The sequence below is a fragment of the Streptomyces sp. NPDC090106 genome, from assembly GCF_044747265.1.
GTDB lineage: Bacteria > Actinomycetota > Actinomycetes > Streptomycetales > Streptomycetaceae > Streptomyces.
In genome coordinates this window covers 65,689-82,574 of record NZ_JBIVDS010000007.1, presented here as the reverse complement: position 1 = coordinate 82,574, position 16,886 = coordinate 65,689, and the positions used below count along the sequence as shown (strand labels likewise).

The following is a 16,886-nucleotide window of genomic DNA, read 5'->3' as shown; positions in this document are numbered from 1 at the left end:
ATGACGATCCCCACGTCCGGACACGGCCCGCTCGGCCCGGCACCCGCCCGGTGCGCGGCCCTGTGCCTGGCCGGTGTGGCCGCGACGGCCGCCGGACTGCTCCTGCCCGCCGTGCTGGGCCACGCCTTGGACCTGCTGCTCGCCGGGCGCCCGGCGACCCGCTGGGTGCTGTACTGCGCCGCGCTCGTCCTGCTGCTCGCCCTGCTGGACGCCGCCCAGACCGTCCTCGGCGGCACCCTCGACGCCCTGACCACCGCGCGCCTGCGCGAGCGGCTGACCGGCCATGTGCTGGCCGTCGGCCCCGCCGTCCGGTTCGGGCCCGGCGACCTCGTCGCCCGGCTCGTCGGCAACGCCGCCCAGGCCGGCACCGCGCCGGCCGCCCGCGCCGCGCTGCTCGCCGCGCTCGCCGGACCGCTCGGCGCACTCGTGGCCCTCGCCCTCGTCGACCCGTGGCTCGCGGCGGTGCTGCTCGCCGGGGCACCCGTGCTCGCCCTGCTGCTGCGCGCCTTCGCCCGGGACACCCGGGAGTGCGTGACCCGCTACCAGGAGGCCCAGGGCCGGATCGCGGCGGCGCTGTCCGAGGCCGTCGCCGGGCACCGCACCATCCGGGCGGCGGGCATCGCGCGGCGGGAGACGGCGCGGATCCTGCGCCCGCTGCCCGACCTGTCCGCCGCCGGTCATCGCATGTGGCGGGTGCAGGGACGCGCCGCCGGACAGTCCGTCGCCCTGGCCCCGCTGCTCCAGCTCGGCGTCGTCGCCGTCGCGGGGCTCCTCCTGGCCCGGCACCGGCTGACCGTCGGCGACCTGCTCGCGGCCTCGCGGTACGCGGCCCTCGCCACCGGCGTCGGCGTGCTGGTGGCGCGGCTGGCGACGCTGGCCCGCGCCCGCGCCGCGACCGGACGGCTCACCGAGGTCCTGGCCGAACCCGCACCCGTTTACGGCGAGCGCCGACTGCCCCGGGGCAGAGGCGGGTTGGAGCTGCGCGGGGTCACCGCGCGCCGGGGCGGCCGGACCGTCCTGGACGGGCTCGACCTCGTCGTGCCCGGCGGCACGACCCTCGCCGTGGTGGGCCGCTCGGGCGCGGGCAAGTCGCTGCTGGCCGCCCTCGCCGGACGCCTCGCCGACCCGGACGAGGGGGAGGTCCTGCTGGACGGCGTGCCGCTGCGCGAGCTGAGCCACGAGGCGCTGCGCCGGGCCGTCGGGTACGCCTTCGAACGGCCCGCGCTGCTCGGCGGGACCCTCGCCGAGGAGATCGGCCTCGGCCCGGTACCCGTCCCGGCCGCCCGGGTCCGCGAGGCGGCCCGCCGGGCGCGGGCGGAGGACTTCGTACAGCGGCTGCCCGCCGGGTACGCCACCCGGTGCGCGGACGCCCCGTGTTCCGGCGGGGAAGCCCAACGCCTGGGCCTGGCCCGCGCGTTCGCCCACGGCGGCCGGCTCCTCGTCCTCGACGACGCCCTCTCCAGCCTCGACACGGTGACGGAAGCGCGCATCACCGGGTCCCTGACCGGCTCCGGCCCGGACGCCACCCGGCTCCTGATCGCCCACCGCCCGGTCACGGCGGCCCGCGCGGACACGGTGGCCTGGCTGGACGGCGGACGCGTCCGGGCGACCGGCCCGCACGAGCGGCTGTGGCGGCTCGCCGGCTACCGGGAGGTGTTCGGCGCGTGAGCGACACGGCCGGCGGGAGGGGCGGGGCGCCCCTGCTCAGGGGCGCCCCGTCCGCCGGGAAGGGCCTGTCCCTGCGCCGACGTGCCCTTCGTGGCCTGCGGCGGCGGCCCCGGGTCGTGGCGCGGCTCGTGCTGTGGTCGGTGCTGGAGGCCGGGCAGACCTTCCTCACCGGGTACGCGCCCGCCCGCGCCCTGGACGCCGGGTTCCTGGCGGGCCGTCCCGGCGTGGGGCTCGCGTGGCTCGGGGCGGCCGGGCTCGGGGTGCTGACCGGGGCGTTCGGCACCGCGCGGGTGTACGCGGCGGTCGCCGACCTGGTCGAGCCGCTGCGGGACACGCTGGTGACCCGGGTCGTGGCGCGCGGGGTCGGCGAGGGCGACCCGGGGGCGCTGTCCGGGCTCACCCAGCAGACCGAGACGGCCCGGGACACCTTCGCGGGGCTGGTGCTGGTGTCGCGTTCGTTCGTGTTCACCACGGCCGGCGCCCTCGTCGGGCTCGGTGCGCTCGCGCCGCCGCTGCTGCTCCTCGTCGGACTCCCGCTGCTCGCCGGGGTCGGCCTGTTCCTGGCGACGCTGCGCCCGCTGGCCCGCCGCCAGGAGGCGTTCCTCGTCGCCGACGAGGACCTGGCCGGAAAGCTCGGCGCGGTCTGCCCGGGGCTGCGGGACATCACGGCCGCCGGGGCGGAGGCCCGGGTCGGGCACGACACCGGGGCCCTGATCGACGCCGAGCGGCGCACCGCCGTGTCCCTCGCGCGCTGGGGGGTGGCCCGGGTGGCCGCCCTGACGATCGGCGGACAGCTGCCCCTGGTCCTGCTGCTGGCCGCCGCGCCCTGGCTGCCCGCCCACGGGGTCACCCCGGGCGCCCTGGTCGGCGCGCTCGCCTATGTCACCCAGGCCCTGCTGCCCGCGCTGCGCGACCTGGTGCACGGGCTCGGCGCGAGCGGCTCACGGCTCGTGGTGGTGCTGCGCCGCCTGCTGCGCGAGACCGGTTCCGTGCCGCCGGCCGGGCCACCGCGCCGTCCCGGCGCCGACCCGCCCGGCCGCCCCGCGCTCTCGCTGCGCTCGGTCACCTTCGCCTACGGTCCGGCCGCCACCCCCGTCGTCGACGGCCTCGACCTCGACCTCGCCCCCGGCGCCCACCTGGCCGTCGTGGGCCCCAGCGGCATCGGCAAGTCCACGCTCACCGCGCTGGCCGCCGGGGTGCTGGAGCCCGGACGTGGCGCGATCCGGATCGGCGGGCACCCGGTGCCCGGCCCGGAGGCCGCCGCACGCCGGGTGCTGGTGCCCCAGGAGGCGTACGTGCACAGCGGCACCCTCGCGGAGAACCTGGGCCGGCTGCGGCCGGACCCGGTACCGGAGGCGGAACTGCTCGCCGCCGCCGCGGCCGTGGGGCTGCTGCCGCTGCTCGAACGGCTCGGCGGGCCCGGCGCGGTCGTCGGCCCCGCGGTCCTGTCGGCGGGTGAGCGGCAGCTCGTGGCCCTGACCCGCGCCTACCTGTCGTACGCGCCGCTCGTCCTGCTCGACGAGGCGACCTGTCATCTGGATCCGGCGGCCGAGGAGCGTGCCGAGCGGGCGTTCGCGGGGCGGCCCGGGGGCACGCTGGTGGTCGTCGCGCACCGGATCAGCTCGGCGCGCCGGGCCGGCCGCGTCCTGGTGATGGACGGCCGGGCGACGGCGTACGGGACGCACGAGGAGCTCGTGCGGTGCTCGGCGCCGTACCGGGAGCTCGTCGGCGGCTGGGCGGCCGGGGTGTCACAGCCAGCCCTCGCCCTGCGAGATCCGGATGGCGTCGATGCGGTTGCGGGCACCGGTCTTGCGGGTGATGGCCGCCATGTAGTTGCGCACGGTCCCGTGCGACAGATGCAGACTCCGGGCGATCTCCGCGACCGAGGCACCCTCGGCCGCGAGGACTAAGACGCTCAGCTCCCGCCTGGTCAGCGGCATCTCGGCGGCCTTGAGGAAGCCGAAGCCGAGCGAGTCGTCCACGAAACGTTTTCCCTCCGCGACCCGGCGGATGCCCTCGACCAGCCGGTCCGGTGTGCCCTCCTTGTCGACGTAGCCGAGCGCGCCCGCCTGCACGGCCCGTTTCAGCTGTCCCGGCCGGTTCGCTCCGGCGAGGACGAGGAGCCCCGGTCCGGCCGTGCCGCGGGCGCGGCCCGCGAGATCGCCGAGCGGCGGGATGCCGTGGGTGTCGGCGCGCTCCAGATCGGCGGCGCAGACGTCCGGGCGCACCCCGGGCAGTCTGCCGGGCGCGCCACGCCACGGGGCGTCCCACACCTCCAGGTCGGGTTCGCGGCGCAGCCACTCCGCGAGGACGGACCGGACCAGACACTCGTCGTGCACCAGAAGAACCCGGATCACTGTGTGCCCCTTCGCATCGCCGTTCGCGGGTGACCGTGGCGGAGCCCGTGCCGTCACCGTGCTCTGCCGGGGCGAACGGCCCGGGCTCCGAGGTGCGCGTGCCCCGTAGTCCGTGTCCCGCACCTGTCAGGGGCGCGCAGAACCGGCCATGCTCGCCGTGCGCGCCGTACCGGCTGGGGGGAGATTGGATGCCGGGACGCGCAGCGCGAGGAGGTGGTCGGCTTGTCCGAAGGGGACAGGTCCGTGCGGGCGCCCGCCCGCACCCGGGTCGGCCGTCCGCTGATGTCCCTGGCGCTGGCCTCGATGATGGACGAGGTGCACGCCCACTCCGGCGCGGTGTACCTGCTGTCGTCCGGCGAACCGGTGCTGGAGATGGCGGTGATGGCCGGGCTGCCCCGCGCGTTCGCCGCGCCCTGGGAGCGGGTGGGGCTGAGCGCGCCCGTCCCGGTCGCGGACGCGGTACGGCAGCGGCGGCTGGTGTGGGTGGGCGGCGAGGAGGACATGGCCCGCCGCTACCCCCGGATCGCCGTGGTCCTCCCCTACCCGTTCACGCTGGCCGCGCTGCCGGTGGCGACGGACACGACGGTGTACGGCGCCGTCTTCGTGACCTGGCCCGGATCGCACCCCCCGGACCTGTCCGACCGGGAACGGGACCATCTGACGGCGGCCTGCGGACGGCTCGCGGTGCGGCTGGAGCGGGTCGCCGAGGAGAGCCGCCCGCTGTTTCCCGAGCCCGATCTGCTCGCCGGGACGACGGTCTCCGACCGGGCCGCCGCGCTCGGCACGGTGGAGGCGGCGCGGATGGTGGGGCGGCTGCCGTACGGGCTGTGCTCGCTGGATCTGCACGGACGGATCGTCTTCGCCAACGCGGCGGCGGCCGAGCTGGTCGGGGTGCCGGCGAGCAGTCTGCTGGGCACGCAGCTGTGGGCGGCGGTGCCGTGGCTGAACGACCCGGTGTACGAGGACCGCTACCGGGCCGCCCTGATCAGCCAGCACACGACGTCGTTCGTGGCGCTGCGCCCGCCCGCCGACTGGCTGTCGTTCCGGCTCTACCCGAACACGACCGGGCTGAGCGTGCGGATCAGCCGGGCGCGGGCGGTGTCGGAGATGAGCCGTCCCGCGTCCGCGCCCGGACGGCTGGTGACCATCTCGCAGGTGCTGAGCCTCGCGGGCGCGCTGACCGAGGCGGCGAGCGTCGACGACGTGGTGCAGCTGGTGGCCGACGAGATCGTCCCGGCCGTCGGAGGACAGGCCGTCGTGCTCCTCGCCTCCCGCGCGGGGCGGCTGCACGTGCTGGGGCACCGGGGGTACGTGGACGCGCGCGTGGTGGAGCGGTTCGACGGGCTGCCGCTCGCCCAGTCCACACCGGGCACACACGCCCTGAGCACGGGGGTGCCGGCCTTCTTCGACTCACGTCAGCAGCTGGAGCACCTGTACCCGGCGCGCAACGCGACCCCGGACGGCTTCGCGGCGTGGGCGTACCTGCCGCTGATCGCCTCCGGGCGCCCGGTGGGCACCTGTGTGCTGGCCTACGCGGAGCCGCACGTCTTCCCCGCGGACGAACGCGCGGTGCTGACCAGCCTCGGCGGCCTCGTCGCGCAGGCCCTGGAACGGGCGATGCTGTACGACGCCAAGCACCGGCTCGCGCACGGGCTCCAGGCGGCGCTGCTGCCCCACTCGCTGTCGCCGCTGCCCGGCCTGGAGGCGGCGGCCCGCTATCTCCCGGCGACCCAGGGCATGGACATCGGCGGCGACTTCTACGACCTGGTGCCCTCCAACGGGGTGGCGGCGGCGGTGATCGGCGACGTGCAGGGGCACAACGTGACGGCGGCCGGTCTGATGGGGCAGATCCGCACGGCGGTCCGGGCGTACACGACCGTCGGGCAGGAGCCTCAGGACGTCATGCGCAGCACCAACCGGCTGCTCATCGACCTGGGTTCCGACCTGTTCGCGAGCTGTCTGTACCTGCGGCTCGACCCGGCGCGCGGGCGGGCCGTGATGGCGCGGGCCGGTCATCCGCCGCCGCTGCTGCGCAGGCCCGACGGGAACGTGCGGGTGCTGGACCTGGCGGGCGGTCCGCTGCTCGGCATCGACGGCTCGGCGACGTATCCGACGACGGAGGTCGAGCTGGCGCCGGGCAGTGTCCTCGCCCTCTACACCGACGGGCTGATCGAGTCCCCGGGCGTCGACATCGAGGACGCGCTCGCCGAGTTGGGGCGGCGGTTCGCGGCGGCCGGGGATCTGCCGCTGGAGGAACTGGCGGACCGGCTGGTGGACCACGGCGCGGGGACCGGGAGCGGGGAGCGGCTGGACGACGTGGCGCTGCTGCTGATCCGGGCGCGTCCGGAGCGCTGAGCGGCGGCGCCGTGGCCCGTGGCCCGCGGGGAAACGGGACGGTCCGACCCTTCCGCCGAAGGGCCGGACCGCGTCCGTGGGGGGATTGTCCGTGGGGGGAGTTGTGGGGGTGTCAGGTGCGCTGCCGGGCCGGTGCCGCCACCGGATCGGTCCCGGCTCGGATCGGATCGGTCCCGGCTCGGATCAGTACCGGCTCGGATCAGTACCGGGTCCGGTCAGTACCGGGTCCGATCCACACTGGGGTGATCAGTGCTGGCTCTGGCCGTCGTAGGCGCCGGCGCCGGTGTCCTCGCCGCCGACCTCCTCGCCGCCGACCTGGTCCTCCGCACCGGCTCCGGCCTCTTCACCGGCACCGGCTTCCTCACCGGCTCCGGCCTCTTCGCCCGCTCCGGCTTCCTCACCGGCTCCGGCCTGGTCGTCCGCACCGGCACCGGCTTCGTCACCGGCGCCCGCCTGGTCGCCCGCGCCCGCCCCGGCGTCGCCGAGGGTCGCGCCGACCGCCGCGAGGGCGGTGGTGACCGGCTGGAAGAAGGTCTCGCCGCCGACCGTGCAGTCGCCGCTGCCGCCGGACGTCAGGCCGATGGCCAGACCGTCCTCGGTGAACAGCGAGCCGCCGCTGTCGCCGGGTTCGGCGCAGACGTCCGTCTGGATGAGCCCGGTGACGGTGCCCTCGGGGTAGTTCACGGTGGCGTCGAGGCCGAGGACCTGGCCGTCGGCGAGACCCGTGGTGCTGCCCATCCGGAACACCTGGAGCCCGACCTCGGCGTCGGCGGCCTGGCTGATCGCGACGGTCTGGTCGCCGACGTTGACCTCGCTCGGGGCGACGGTCGCCGGGTCGTCGTACTTCACCAGCGCGAAGTCGCCGTCGCCGGGGAAGGTGGCCTGGTCGACGGTGGCGATCGGGGCGCCGCCGTCCGCGTCGGACCACTGGTCGAAGGCGACACCGCAGTGGCCGGCGGTCAGGAAGGCGGGGGTGCCGTCGCCCGCGGTGACGTTGAAACCGGCCGAGCAGCGGGCGCCCTCCGCGAAGATGGCGTCGCCGCCGGAGAGGAAGGTCTTGAACGTGCCGGCCGACTTCTTGATGGTCGCGAGGCCCGAGCCGAGGGTGTCGACCGTCGACTCCAGCTGGTCCCAGTTGCTGCCGGTGACCGTGCTGTCGGCGGTGACGAGGATCTTGTTGGTGCGGGGGTCGACGGCCCACGCGGTGCCCGGGATGGTCGCGTCGGCCTTCAGGGTGGCCGCGCCCTGGGCGAGTTCGGCGAGGCTGTTGTCGACCTCGCGTATCTTCGCGCCGGCGGCCTTGGCCTGCACGATCACGTTGTTGTTGTCGCCGTCGATGACATTGACGTTGACGACCAGCTGCTGCGAGTCGGCGTCGTAGTACGAACCGGCGAACGCCTCGCCGAGCAGATCGGCGAGCTGCGAGGCGAGGTCCGAGGCGTCGGTGGCCTTGAGCGTCTTGGGGGCGACGGCGGCCTGGTCGGAGGACGAGCCGTCCTGGGACGCGTTCGCGTTGGGCAGGAGGATCGCCGCCGCTCCGAGCGCCACCACGCTGCCTGCCGCGATCGCTGCCTTGCGCTTGGGGATTCGCTTGTGACTCAACTTCTTCGACCTCCTGTGAACGGGGGCACTGCCTCCGTCATGGGCAGCAGTTCGGGGCGCCTGGTTGGCAGTGGGTACGCAGGACTCACGTGGGGCGTTCAATTCCGTTTGTTGGCAGTGCCTTTGCGCAGTGGAATCGGCCAGGGGGCGCGTCCGGCGCGGCGGGGACGGGAGGAATCCCCCATATGGCGATGACGGCCGCCGAAGCCGACAAGATCGTCTCGGCCGGATTCACCCCCTGGACGCCGGCCCCCGGACCGGCGGTCCGGGCCACCGGTGTTCACCGGGCGGCGCCGCGTCCGCCCTGGTCACAGCGGTTGGCCCCGGAGGCGGGCGGACCCCGACGGCGGCGGCCGGCCCGGCCGGGGCGATGGTCGCGCCGGCGGCCCGGGGCGGCTGCGAACCCGTGACGGCGGTGCGCCGGCCGGCGTCGTTCCGGCGCGCGGTGACGGGAGCGGATGTCCTGATCGAAGCGGCGGCCGTCCGGCACCGTGCGTGACAGGGAGTCGACGGCGTGTCGCGATTTGGGCGTTGAATCCCTGCTTCAAGGAATCCGCACATTCAATGCTCAACCAAGTCACCGGGATCCGTGGTTCTGCACAACTGCCCGGGGCGGCCCGCGGGGGCCCGGCGCCGTTGGGTCCGGAGTGTCCAATTCGCCGCGCGGGCCGCACGACCGCGCGTGAACCGGACGCGCGTCGCTTGTGAAGGACTCGCCACCGCGTCGTGCCCAGTCCTGCACGCTTCGGTACCGGAAGGGCTCAAGTGCCCTGGTGAGGGGGTTGGTTGATTGGAAGGGCGGCGTCGGCGCGTGCTTTTATCCATCGCACCGCAGGAGCCGCGAAGGATTCCCGGCGACGGGTGTCCGGCACCCGCGGTACGTGGTCGCCCCCGCCAGGGGTCCGCTCCCCCTTGTGAATATCCATATGAAGGGAAGTTCCATCATGAACTCCACCCCCCAGGTCGAGACCGTCGAGATCTCCGACGCCGAGCTCGACAACGTCTCCGGTGGCCTGCAGCTCAACGCCCTGGGCACCGTCACCGGCCTGGTGGACGGCATCGCCCCGGTCTCCGGCCTGGTCGACACGGCCGTCGGCACGGTCGAGGGTGTCACCGGTCTGAACACCGCCCCGGTCACCAACCTGGTCGCCGGTCTCTGATCGCGCCCTTCGCGATCGTCGGGTCCCGGAGCCGTATCCCGGCTCCGGGACTCTCGGGTGCCCCCTACCAGCCGGCTCGCGCGAGCCGGTCCTTCCTCGTTTCCAGGTGAGGGAAAGTTCCGTGCAGTTCCGCCAACAGGCCCTCGCCAGGCTCCAGTCACCGGAGGAACTCGACCTGCCGGTGCGCTTCGCCCGCCCCCAGGGCTGGCTCGCGCTGTCCGTGACCGTGGTCGTGATGGCCGCCGCGTCGGTGTGGACGGTGACCGGTTCGGTCGCCTCCACGGTGAACGCCACCGGCATCCTCACCCACGGGGAGGGCAGTTACATCCTCCAGAGCCCCGTCGCGGGCCAGGTCACCGCGGTCCTCGCCGAGCAGGGCGAGCGGGTGCCCGCCGACTCCCCCGTGCTGAAGGTGCGGACCTCCCAGGGCGAGAGCGTGGTCCGCTCGGTCGCCGCGGGACGCGTCACCACGCTCGCCGCGACCATCGGCCAGATCATCTCAACGGGCACGAACGTGGCGGCCGTCGAGAAGGTCGCGCACAGCCACGATCCGCTGTACGCCACCGTGTACGTCCCCGCCGGGAACGCGGCCTCCATCCCCGCGAACGCCTCCGTTGACCTGACCGTCTCCTCCGTGCCGACCCAGGAGTACGGCGTGCTGCGCGGCCATGTGAAGTCCGTGGACCGCTCGGCGCAGTCCGCGCAGCAGATCTCCGCGTTCCTCGGCGACAGCCAGCTCGGCGAGCAGTTCACCCAGGACGGCCGCCCCGTCGCCGTCCTGGTGAAGCTGGACAAGTCCGCCGGCACGAAGAGCGGTTACCGGTGGTCGTCGAAGGACGGCCCCCCGTTCGCCCTCACCTCGATGACCCTCGCCGACTGCTCGATCCGCCTGGACGACCAGCGTCCCGTCGACTGGCTGCTGCCGTGAGCGCCGCGCAGGAGACGCGGAGCAGGAGACGTGCCGCGCCGCCGAAGCGCCCCGTCCCCAAGGGGCGGGCAAGAACGGTCCGTACGCCGACCGTCCTGCAGATGGAGGCCGTGGAGTGCGGCGCCGCCTCCCTGGCGATGGTGCTGGGCCACTACGGCCGGCACGTTCCGCTGGAGGAGCTGCGCATCGCGTGCGGTGTCTCCCGTGACGGCTCGCGCGCGAGCAACCTCCTGAAGGCGGCCCGCAGTTACGGACTGACCGCCAAGGGCATGCAGATGGACACGGCCGCCCTCGCCGAGGTGCAGACACCGGCCGTCCTGTTCTGGGAGTTCAACCACTATGTCGTCTACGACGGCATGGGGCGCCGCTTCGGCCGCCGCGGGGTGTTCGTCAACGACCCCGGCAAGGGCCGCCGGTTCGTGCCGATGGAGGACTTCGACGGCAGCTTCACCGGTGTCGTGCTGGTCCTGGAACCCGGCGCGGACTTCACCCGGGGCGGTCGCAAGCCGGGGGTGCTGGGCGCGATGCCGGCCCGGCTGCGCGGCACCGCGGGCACCCTGCCGGCCGCCGTGCTGGCGAGTCTGCTGCTGGTGCTGGTCGGCGCGGCGGTGCCCGCGCTGAGCCGCACCTACATCGACATGTTCCTGATCGGTGGTCAGACCTCGCTGCTGGGGGTGCTGTTCGCGTCGATGGGCACCTGTGTGGCGCTCACGATCGTGCTGACGTGGTTGCAGCAGGCGAACCTGCTGCACGGACGGATCATCTCCTCCACCCTGTCCAGCGCCCGCTTCCTGCGCCATCTGCTGCGGCTGCCGGTGACGTTCTTCTCCCAGCGCAGCCCGGCCGACCTGGTGCAGCGCCTCCAGTCCAACGACGCCGTCGCCGAGACCCTGGCCCGCGACCTCGCGGCGGCGGGCGTCGACGCGATCGTGGTCGTGCTGTACGCCGTGCTGCTGTACACCTACGACCCCCAACTCACCTTCGTCGGCATCGGCGTGGCGCTGCTGAACATCGTGGCGATGCGGGTGGTGATCCGGCTCCGGGCGACCCGGACGGCGAAACTGCGCGCGGACAGCGCCCGGTTGACCAACACCGCCTACACCGGCCTCCAGTTGATCGAGACGATGAAGGCGACCGGCGGGGAGGACGGCTACTTCCGCAAGTGGGCCGGGCAGCACGCCACCACACTGGAGGAGCAGCAGCGGCTCGGGGTGCCGAGCGCCTGGCTGGGCGTGGTGGCGCCCACGCTGGCCTCGCTCAACAGCGCGGTGATCCTGTGGATCGGCGGGATGCGCGCCGTCGAGGGCGGTATCTCCGTGGGACTGCTGGTGGCCTTCCAGTCCCTGGTGACCCGCTTCACGGCGCCGATCACCCGCCTCAACGGGGTCGCCGGACGCATCCAGGACTTCGCGGCCGACGTGGCCCGTCTGAAGGACGTGGAGAACTTCCAGGCCGATCCGCTCTACGGGCGCCACGGCGGCGGTGACTCGACGCGGCGGCTGCACGGCCATGTCGAGCTGGAGAACATCGCGTTCGGCTACAACCCCCTCGACAAGCCGCTGCTGACCGGCTTCGACCTCACCGTCGGCCCGGGTCAGCAGGTGGCGCTCGTCGGCGGCTCGGGCAGCGGCAAGTCCACGGTGTCCCGGCTCATCTCGGGCCTGTACACGCCGTGGGAGGGCGTGATCCGTATCGACGGGCAGCGTCTGGAGGACATCCCGCGCGGGGCGCTCGCCTCGTCGGTCTCCTTCGTCGACCAGGAGGTGTTCCTCTTCGAGGGCACCGTCCGCGACAACGTGGCCCTGTGGGACCCGTCGATCCCGGACGACGCGGTCGTGGACGCCCTGCGCGACGCGGCGCTGCACGACGTGGTGATGCGCAGGCCGGGCGGCATCCGGAGCCGGGTCGAGCAGGACGGCCGCAACTTCTCCGGTGGCCAGCGTCAACGCCTGGAGATCGCGCGGGCGCTGGTCCGCCGCCCCAGCATCCTCGTCCTGGACGAGGTGACGAGCGCGCTGGACGCGGAGACCGAGCAGACCGTGATGGACAACCTGCGCCGGCGCGGCTGCGCCTGTGTGGTGATCGCGCACCGGCTCAGCACCGTGCGCGACAGCGACGAGATCGTCGTCCTCCAGCACGGCACGATCGTGGAACGCGGACGGCACGAGGAGCTGGTGGTGCGCGGCGGCGCCTACGCGGCTCTGGTCAGGGAGCGATGAGATGACGACCGCATCCGAGGGTGACCTGGTCCTGGGCGCGCTCGGCTCCCTGGGCAGCCGTGTCGACTGCACGGGCCTGAGCCGTCTCGACCTGGAGGGCCCGCAGGTCCTGTGGCTGGTGGTGTCCGGCGCGGTGGACCTGTTCGCGGTGGACGCCGGGCAGCAGGGCCACTGGCACCACCTGGGCCGTCTGGAGGCGGGGTCGCTGCTGCTCGGCCCGGTCACGGGACCCCGGCACACACTGGTGGCGCGCCCGTCGCGCGACTGTGTCGTGCACCGGATCGGCCTGCGCGAGCTGTACCAGCCCGCGCACACCCAGACCTGGTCCTACGACGCGTACGGCAACCCCCAGTACGTGCCGCCGACGACGAGTCCGCTGGAGTACGCGCTGGCGCTGGGCGTCGGCCGCGGCCTGACGGTCCTGTTCCAGGCGCCGATGGCGGGCCAGGGCGGATCGCCCGCCGAGGTCGCCGACGACGACGTGTTCTGGATGCAGGTGCCGCCCGGCAGCGTCCAGTACGGGCAGCTGTACGGGGCGGAGGCGGCGGCCGATCTGCTGATGGACCCGTCGGTGTGGCAGGGCATGGTCGACCAGCAGTACCGGCTGCTCACCACGGTCGACCGCTGGATCGAGCAGCTGGAACGCACCCACGAGTCCCGTACCGCCGAGGGCATCAAGGCCGGTGAGGCGGTCCGCGCGCAGGCCGACCGGACGCTGCTGGCGTCGATCGGCAAGCCGTCGTCGAAGCGGACGACGGCCGCCGACGCGGACGCCTCGTACGCGGCGTGCAGGCTGGTCGCCCGGGCCGCGGGGATCACGCTCGCCGCCCCGGCGCAGAGCGGCACCGGCGGCGACCGTCTGGACCCGGTCGAGCAGGTGGCGATCGCCTCCCGGGTGCGGACCAGGGCGGTGCGTCTGGACGGCGCCTGGTGGCACGACGACGTGGGCCCGCTGGTCGCGCACCGGGCCCTGTCGGGTGCGCCGGTGGCGTTGCTGTGGCGGCGCGGCGGCTATGTGGCCGTGCATCCGGCGACGGGCCGCGAGACGCCGGTGGAGAAGGCGAACGCGCAGGAGTTCGAACCGCGGGCCGTGATGTTCTACCGGCCGCTGCCCGAGCGGGGGCTCGGCCCGCTCGGGCTGCTGCGGTTCTCCATGCAGGGCATGCGCGGGGATCTGACGAAGCTGGTCCTCAGCGGGCTGGTCACCGTCGTGATCGGCGCGATCGTGCCGGTGGCGACGGGCAAGGTGCTCGGCGAGTTCGTGCCGAAGGCGCAGACGAGCCTGATCGGGCAGGTCTGTCTGGCGGTGATGGTCAGCAGTCTGGTCGCGGCGGTGTTCATGCTGCTCCAGAACCTGACGATCCTGCGTCTTGAGGGGCGGATCGAGGCGACGCTCCAGCCGGCGGTGTGGGACCGGCTGCTGAGGCTGCCGACGAAGTTCTTCACCGAGCGGTCCACCGGCGAGCTGGCGAGCGCGGCGATGGGGATCAGCGCGATCCGCCGGCTGCTGGCGGGAGTCGGCCCGGTCGTCGCCCAGTCGCTGACGGTCGGGGCGATCAACCTCGGCCTGCTCTTCTGCTACAGCGTCCCGATGGCGTTCGCGGCGATGGGGATGCTCGTCGTCATCGCCTCGGTGTTCCTGGGCCTGGGGCTGTGGCAGGTGCGCTGGCAGCGCAGGCTCGTGGTGCTCGGCAACAAGCTGAACAACCAGGCGTTCCAGACCCTGCGCGGACTGCCCAAGCTCAGGGTCGCGGCGGCGGAGAACTACGCGTACGCGGCGTGGGCGTCGCAGTTCGCGCGCAGCCGTGAGCTCCAGCAGCGGGTGGGGCGGATCAAGAACCTCACGACCGTGCTCGGCGCGGTGTACCTGCCGGTCTGCACACTGCTGATGTTCATGCTCCTCGCGGGTCCCGCCCGCGGGTCGATGTCGGCGGCGGCCTTCCTGACCTTCAACACCTCGGTGACGATGGTCCTGACCTCGGTGACCCAGCTGACCGGTTCGTTCGTGTCGGCGGTGGGCGCGCTGCCGCTGTTCGAGGAGATCAAGCCGGTGCTGGAGGCCACCCCCGAGGTGCGCACGGCGAGCACCCGCCCGGGCCCGCTGTCCGGCGGCATCGAGGCCCGCCGTCTCGCGTTCCGGTACGCGGACGACGGTCCGCTCGTCCTGGACGACGTGTCCTTCGAGATCCGCCCGGGCGAGTTCGTCGCGATCGTCGGCCCGAGCGGCTGCGGCAAGTCGACCCTGCTGCGCCTCCTGATCGGCTTCGACCCGCCGGTCTCGGGGAGCGTCCTGTACGACGGGCAGGACCTGGCGGCGCTGGACCAGTCGGCGGTGCGCCGGCAGTGCGGGGTGGTGCTCCAGCACGCGCAGCCGTTCACCGGATCGATCATGGACGTGATCTGCGGCACCGAGCCGTACACGCCGGAGGAGGTGATGGCGGCGGCGCAGATGGCGGGGCTCGCGGAGGACATCCAGCGGATGCCGATGGGCCTGCACACGATCGTCTCCGGCAGCGGTGCCGTCTCCGGCGGGCAGCGTCAACGCCTCATGATCGCGCAGGCGTTGATCCGCCGTCCGCGCGTCCTCTTCTTCGACGAGGCGACCAGCGCCCTCGACAACGAGACGCAGCGCACGGTCATCGAGTCGACCAAGGCCCTCAACGCCACCCGGGTCGTCATCGCCCACCGTCTGTCGACGGTCCTGGACGCCGACCGGGTCATCGTGATGGAGGACGGCAAGGTCGCCCAGCAGGGCCCGCCCGCGCAACTGCTCGCGGACACGAACGGGCGCCTGCACGAGCTGGTCCGACGCCAGCTGGCGTAACACCCGCCCCACACGCCCCTCCCGGCACTTCCAGCGAAACGTTGCCGTTTCGCTGGAAGTGCTTTAATCTCTATGTGTACGAAACCGTTTCGTTCATGACTTGGCAAAGTCATGGCCCTCGTCAACGGCGGCGCCATCGGCCACGGCATGCGATCCGGTTCAACCCGAACGACTTCCCTGGAGCAGTTCCGCGATGTCTCAGAAGACCTTGACCGAGAGCGCCCCCACGGGCGCCGCGGAGGCACAGCCCGAGGCCGCCGCCAAGAAGCGGTGGTGGATCCTCGCGGTCGTCGCCGTCGCCCAGCTGATGGTGGTCCTCGACGCCACCATCGTGAACATCGCCCTGCCGTCGGCCCAGGCCGACCTCGGCTTCTCCGACGGCAACCGGCAGTGGATCGTCACCGCCTACGCGCTGGCCTTCGCCTCCCTCCTGCTGCTCGGCGGCCGGATCGCCGACCTCTTCGGCCGCAAGACCGCCTTCCTGATCGGTGTCGTCGGCTTCGCCGCGGTCTCCGCGCTCGGCGGCGCCGCCACCAGCTTCGAGATGCTGGTCACCGCCCGCGCCCTGCAGGGTGCCTTCGGCGCGCTGCTCGCGCCCGCCGCCCTCTCGCTCCTCAACACGACGTTCACCGACGCGAGCGAGCGCGCCAAGGCGTTCAGCGTCTACGGCGCCATCGCCGGTGCCGGCGGCGCGGTGGGCCTGCTGCTCGGCGGTGTCCTGACCGACGCCTTCGACTGGCGCTGGACGCTGTACGTCAACGTCGTCATCGCCGTGGTCGCCTTCGTGGGCGGCTGGCTGCTCCTGAGCAACCACCGTGACGCCGAGAACTCCAAGCTGGACGTGCCGGGCACGATCCTGGTCGCCGCCGGTCTGTTCTCGCTGGTCTACGGCTTCTCCAACGCCGAGACCCACGACTGGTCCTCGCCGCAGACCTGGGGCTTCCTGATCGTCGGCGGCGTGCTGCTCGCGGCGTTCACCTGGTGGCAGACCCGGGCCGCGCACCCGCTGCTGCCGTTGCGCATCCTGCTCGACCGCAACCGTGCCGCCTCGTTCTTCGCGGTGCTGATCTCCGGCGCGGGCATGTTCGGTGTGTTCCTCTTCCTGACCTACTACCTCCAGCTCAACCTGGGCTTCAGCCCGACGAAGACCGGTGTGGCGTTCCTGCCGATGGTCGCCGCGCTGATGGTCGCGGCCCAGCTCGGCACGACGAAGCTGGTCCCCCGGCTCGGCCCGAAGGCCGTCATCCCGCTCGGCTTCGGGATCGCCGCGGTCGGCATGGCCTGGCTGACCGGCATCGGTGTCGGCTCGTCGTACACGAGCGCGGTGCTGCCGCAGCTGATCGTGATCGGTCTGGGTCTCGGCCTGGTCATGCCCCCGGCGATGCAGCTCGCCACGAGCGGGGTCGCCGCCGAGGACGCCGGTGTCGCCTCGGCCACGGTCAACGCGATGCAGCAGGTGGGCGGTTCGATCGGCACCGCGCTGCTGAACACGCTGGCCGCGAGCGCCGCGACGGACTACCTGGCCGGCCGTGACGTCACCGACAAGCTGGTGCAGGCGCAGGCGACGATCGAGAGCTACACCACCGCCTTCTGGTGGTCGGCCGGCTTCTTCGCCGTCGGCACCCTGATCGCCTTCCTGCTCTACCGCCGCGGTGTGCCGCAGCAGGACCCGGACGCCGCACCGGTCGTCCACATGTAGAGCGGGACAGAACCCGCAGAGCCGCTGGAACCGAGGGGCCGCCGTCAGCAGGGAGACGGCGGCCCCTCTCCGCT

Annotated in this window: 9 protein-coding genes and 1 pseudogene; 8 read left to right on the top strand and 2 right to left on the bottom strand. The window is 73.4% G+C overall.

Annotated features, from left to right (window positions below):
* Complete coding sequence (locus tag ACIPSE_RS23125) at positions 1-1,668, top strand: ABC transporter ATP-binding protein (RefSeq protein WP_401665167.1); 1,668 nt, start codon at positions 1-3, stop codon at positions 1,666-1,668.
* Positions 1,629-3,137: pseudogene (locus ACIPSE_RS23120) on the top strand (ATP-binding cassette domain-containing protein); the annotation flags it as partial. The gene ACIPSE_RS23125 and the pseudogene ACIPSE_RS23120, both read left to right, overlap by 40 nt.
* A gap of 279 nt (positions 3,138-3,416) precedes the next feature.
* On the opposite strand, the gene ACIPSE_RS23115 reads toward ACIPSE_RS23120, so the two are convergent.
* Complete coding sequence (locus tag ACIPSE_RS23115; RefSeq protein ID WP_401665165.1) at positions 3,417-4,025, bottom strand: LuxR C-terminal-related transcriptional regulator; 609 nt, start codon at positions 4,023-4,025, stop codon at positions 3,417-3,419.
* Between the two features lie 213 nt (positions 4,026-4,238).
* On the opposite strand from ACIPSE_RS23115, the gene ACIPSE_RS23110 reads away from it, so the two are divergent.
* Positions 4,239-6,380: a SpoIIE family protein phosphatase gene (locus ACIPSE_RS23110; protein ID WP_401665164.1), complete on the top strand. Its 2,142-nt coding sequence runs from the start codon at positions 4,239-4,241 to the stop codon at positions 6,378-6,380.
* A 246-nt stretch (positions 6,381-6,626) separates the two neighbouring features.
* Here ACIPSE_RS23110 and ACIPSE_RS23105 read toward each other — a convergent pair whose 3' ends face one another.
* Positions 6,627-7,982 carry a S1 family peptidase gene (locus ACIPSE_RS23105; RefSeq protein ID WP_401665162.1) on the bottom strand — a complete coding sequence of 452 codons (1,356 nt, stop codon included), beginning with the start codon at positions 7,980-7,982 and terminating at the stop codon, positions 6,627-6,629.
* Between the two features lie 944 nt (positions 7,983-8,926).
* Here ACIPSE_RS23105 and ACIPSE_RS23100 point away from each other — a divergent pair.
* The 5 genes from ACIPSE_RS23100 to ACIPSE_RS23080 all read left to right on the top strand — a co-directional run bounded on the left by ACIPSE_RS23100 (position 8,927) and on the right by ACIPSE_RS23080 (position 16,812).
* On the top strand, positions 8,927-9,142 hold the full coding sequence (locus ACIPSE_RS23100; RefSeq protein ID WP_401665161.1) for a type A2 lantipeptide: 216 nt from the start codon (positions 8,927-8,929) through the stop codon (positions 9,140-9,142).
* A 121-nt stretch (positions 9,143-9,263) separates the two neighbouring features.
* Complete coding sequence (locus ACIPSE_RS23095; protein ID WP_401665159.1) at positions 9,264-10,070, top strand: HlyD family efflux transporter periplasmic adaptor subunit; 807 nt, start codon at positions 9,264-9,266, stop codon at positions 10,068-10,070.
* Positions 10,067-12,289, top strand: coding sequence for an NHLP family bacteriocin export ABC transporter peptidase/permease/ATPase subunit (locus ACIPSE_RS23090; RefSeq protein WP_401665158.1), 2,223 nt, complete (start codon positions 10,067-10,069; stop codon positions 12,287-12,289). Before ACIPSE_RS23095 ends, ACIPSE_RS23090 begins: the two co-directional genes overlap by 4 nt.
* A gap of 1 nt (position 12,290) precedes the next feature.
* Positions 12,291-15,113 (top strand): NHLP bacteriocin export ABC transporter permease/ATPase subunit, encoded by a 2,823-nt coding sequence (locus ACIPSE_RS23085; RefSeq protein WP_401665156.1) that lies wholly within the window; start codon positions 12,291-12,293, stop codon positions 15,111-15,113.
* Between the two features lie 193 nt (positions 15,114-15,306).
* Complete coding sequence (locus ACIPSE_RS23080; RefSeq protein ID WP_401665155.1) at positions 15,307-16,812, top strand: MFS transporter; 1,506 nt, start codon at positions 15,307-15,309, stop codon at positions 16,810-16,812.
* The last annotated feature ends 74 nt before the right edge of the window (positions 16,813-16,886 follow it).

Coding starts and splice junctions, on each gene's coding strand:
- ACIPSE_RS23100 (WP_401665161.1), top strand. CDS start 8,927: ATGAACTCCACCCCCCAGGTCGAGACCGTCGAGATCTCCGACGCCGAG.
- ACIPSE_RS23080 (WP_401665155.1), top strand. CDS start 15,307: ATGTCTCAGAAGACCTTGACCGAGAGCGCCCCCACGGGCGCCGCGGAG.
- ACIPSE_RS23085 (WP_401665156.1), top strand. CDS start 12,291: ATGACGACCGCATCCGAGGGTGACCTGGTCCTGGGCGCGCTCGGCTCC.
- ACIPSE_RS23125 (WP_401665167.1), top strand. CDS start 1: ATGACGATCCCCACGTCCGGACACGGCCCGCTCGGCCCGGCACCCGCC.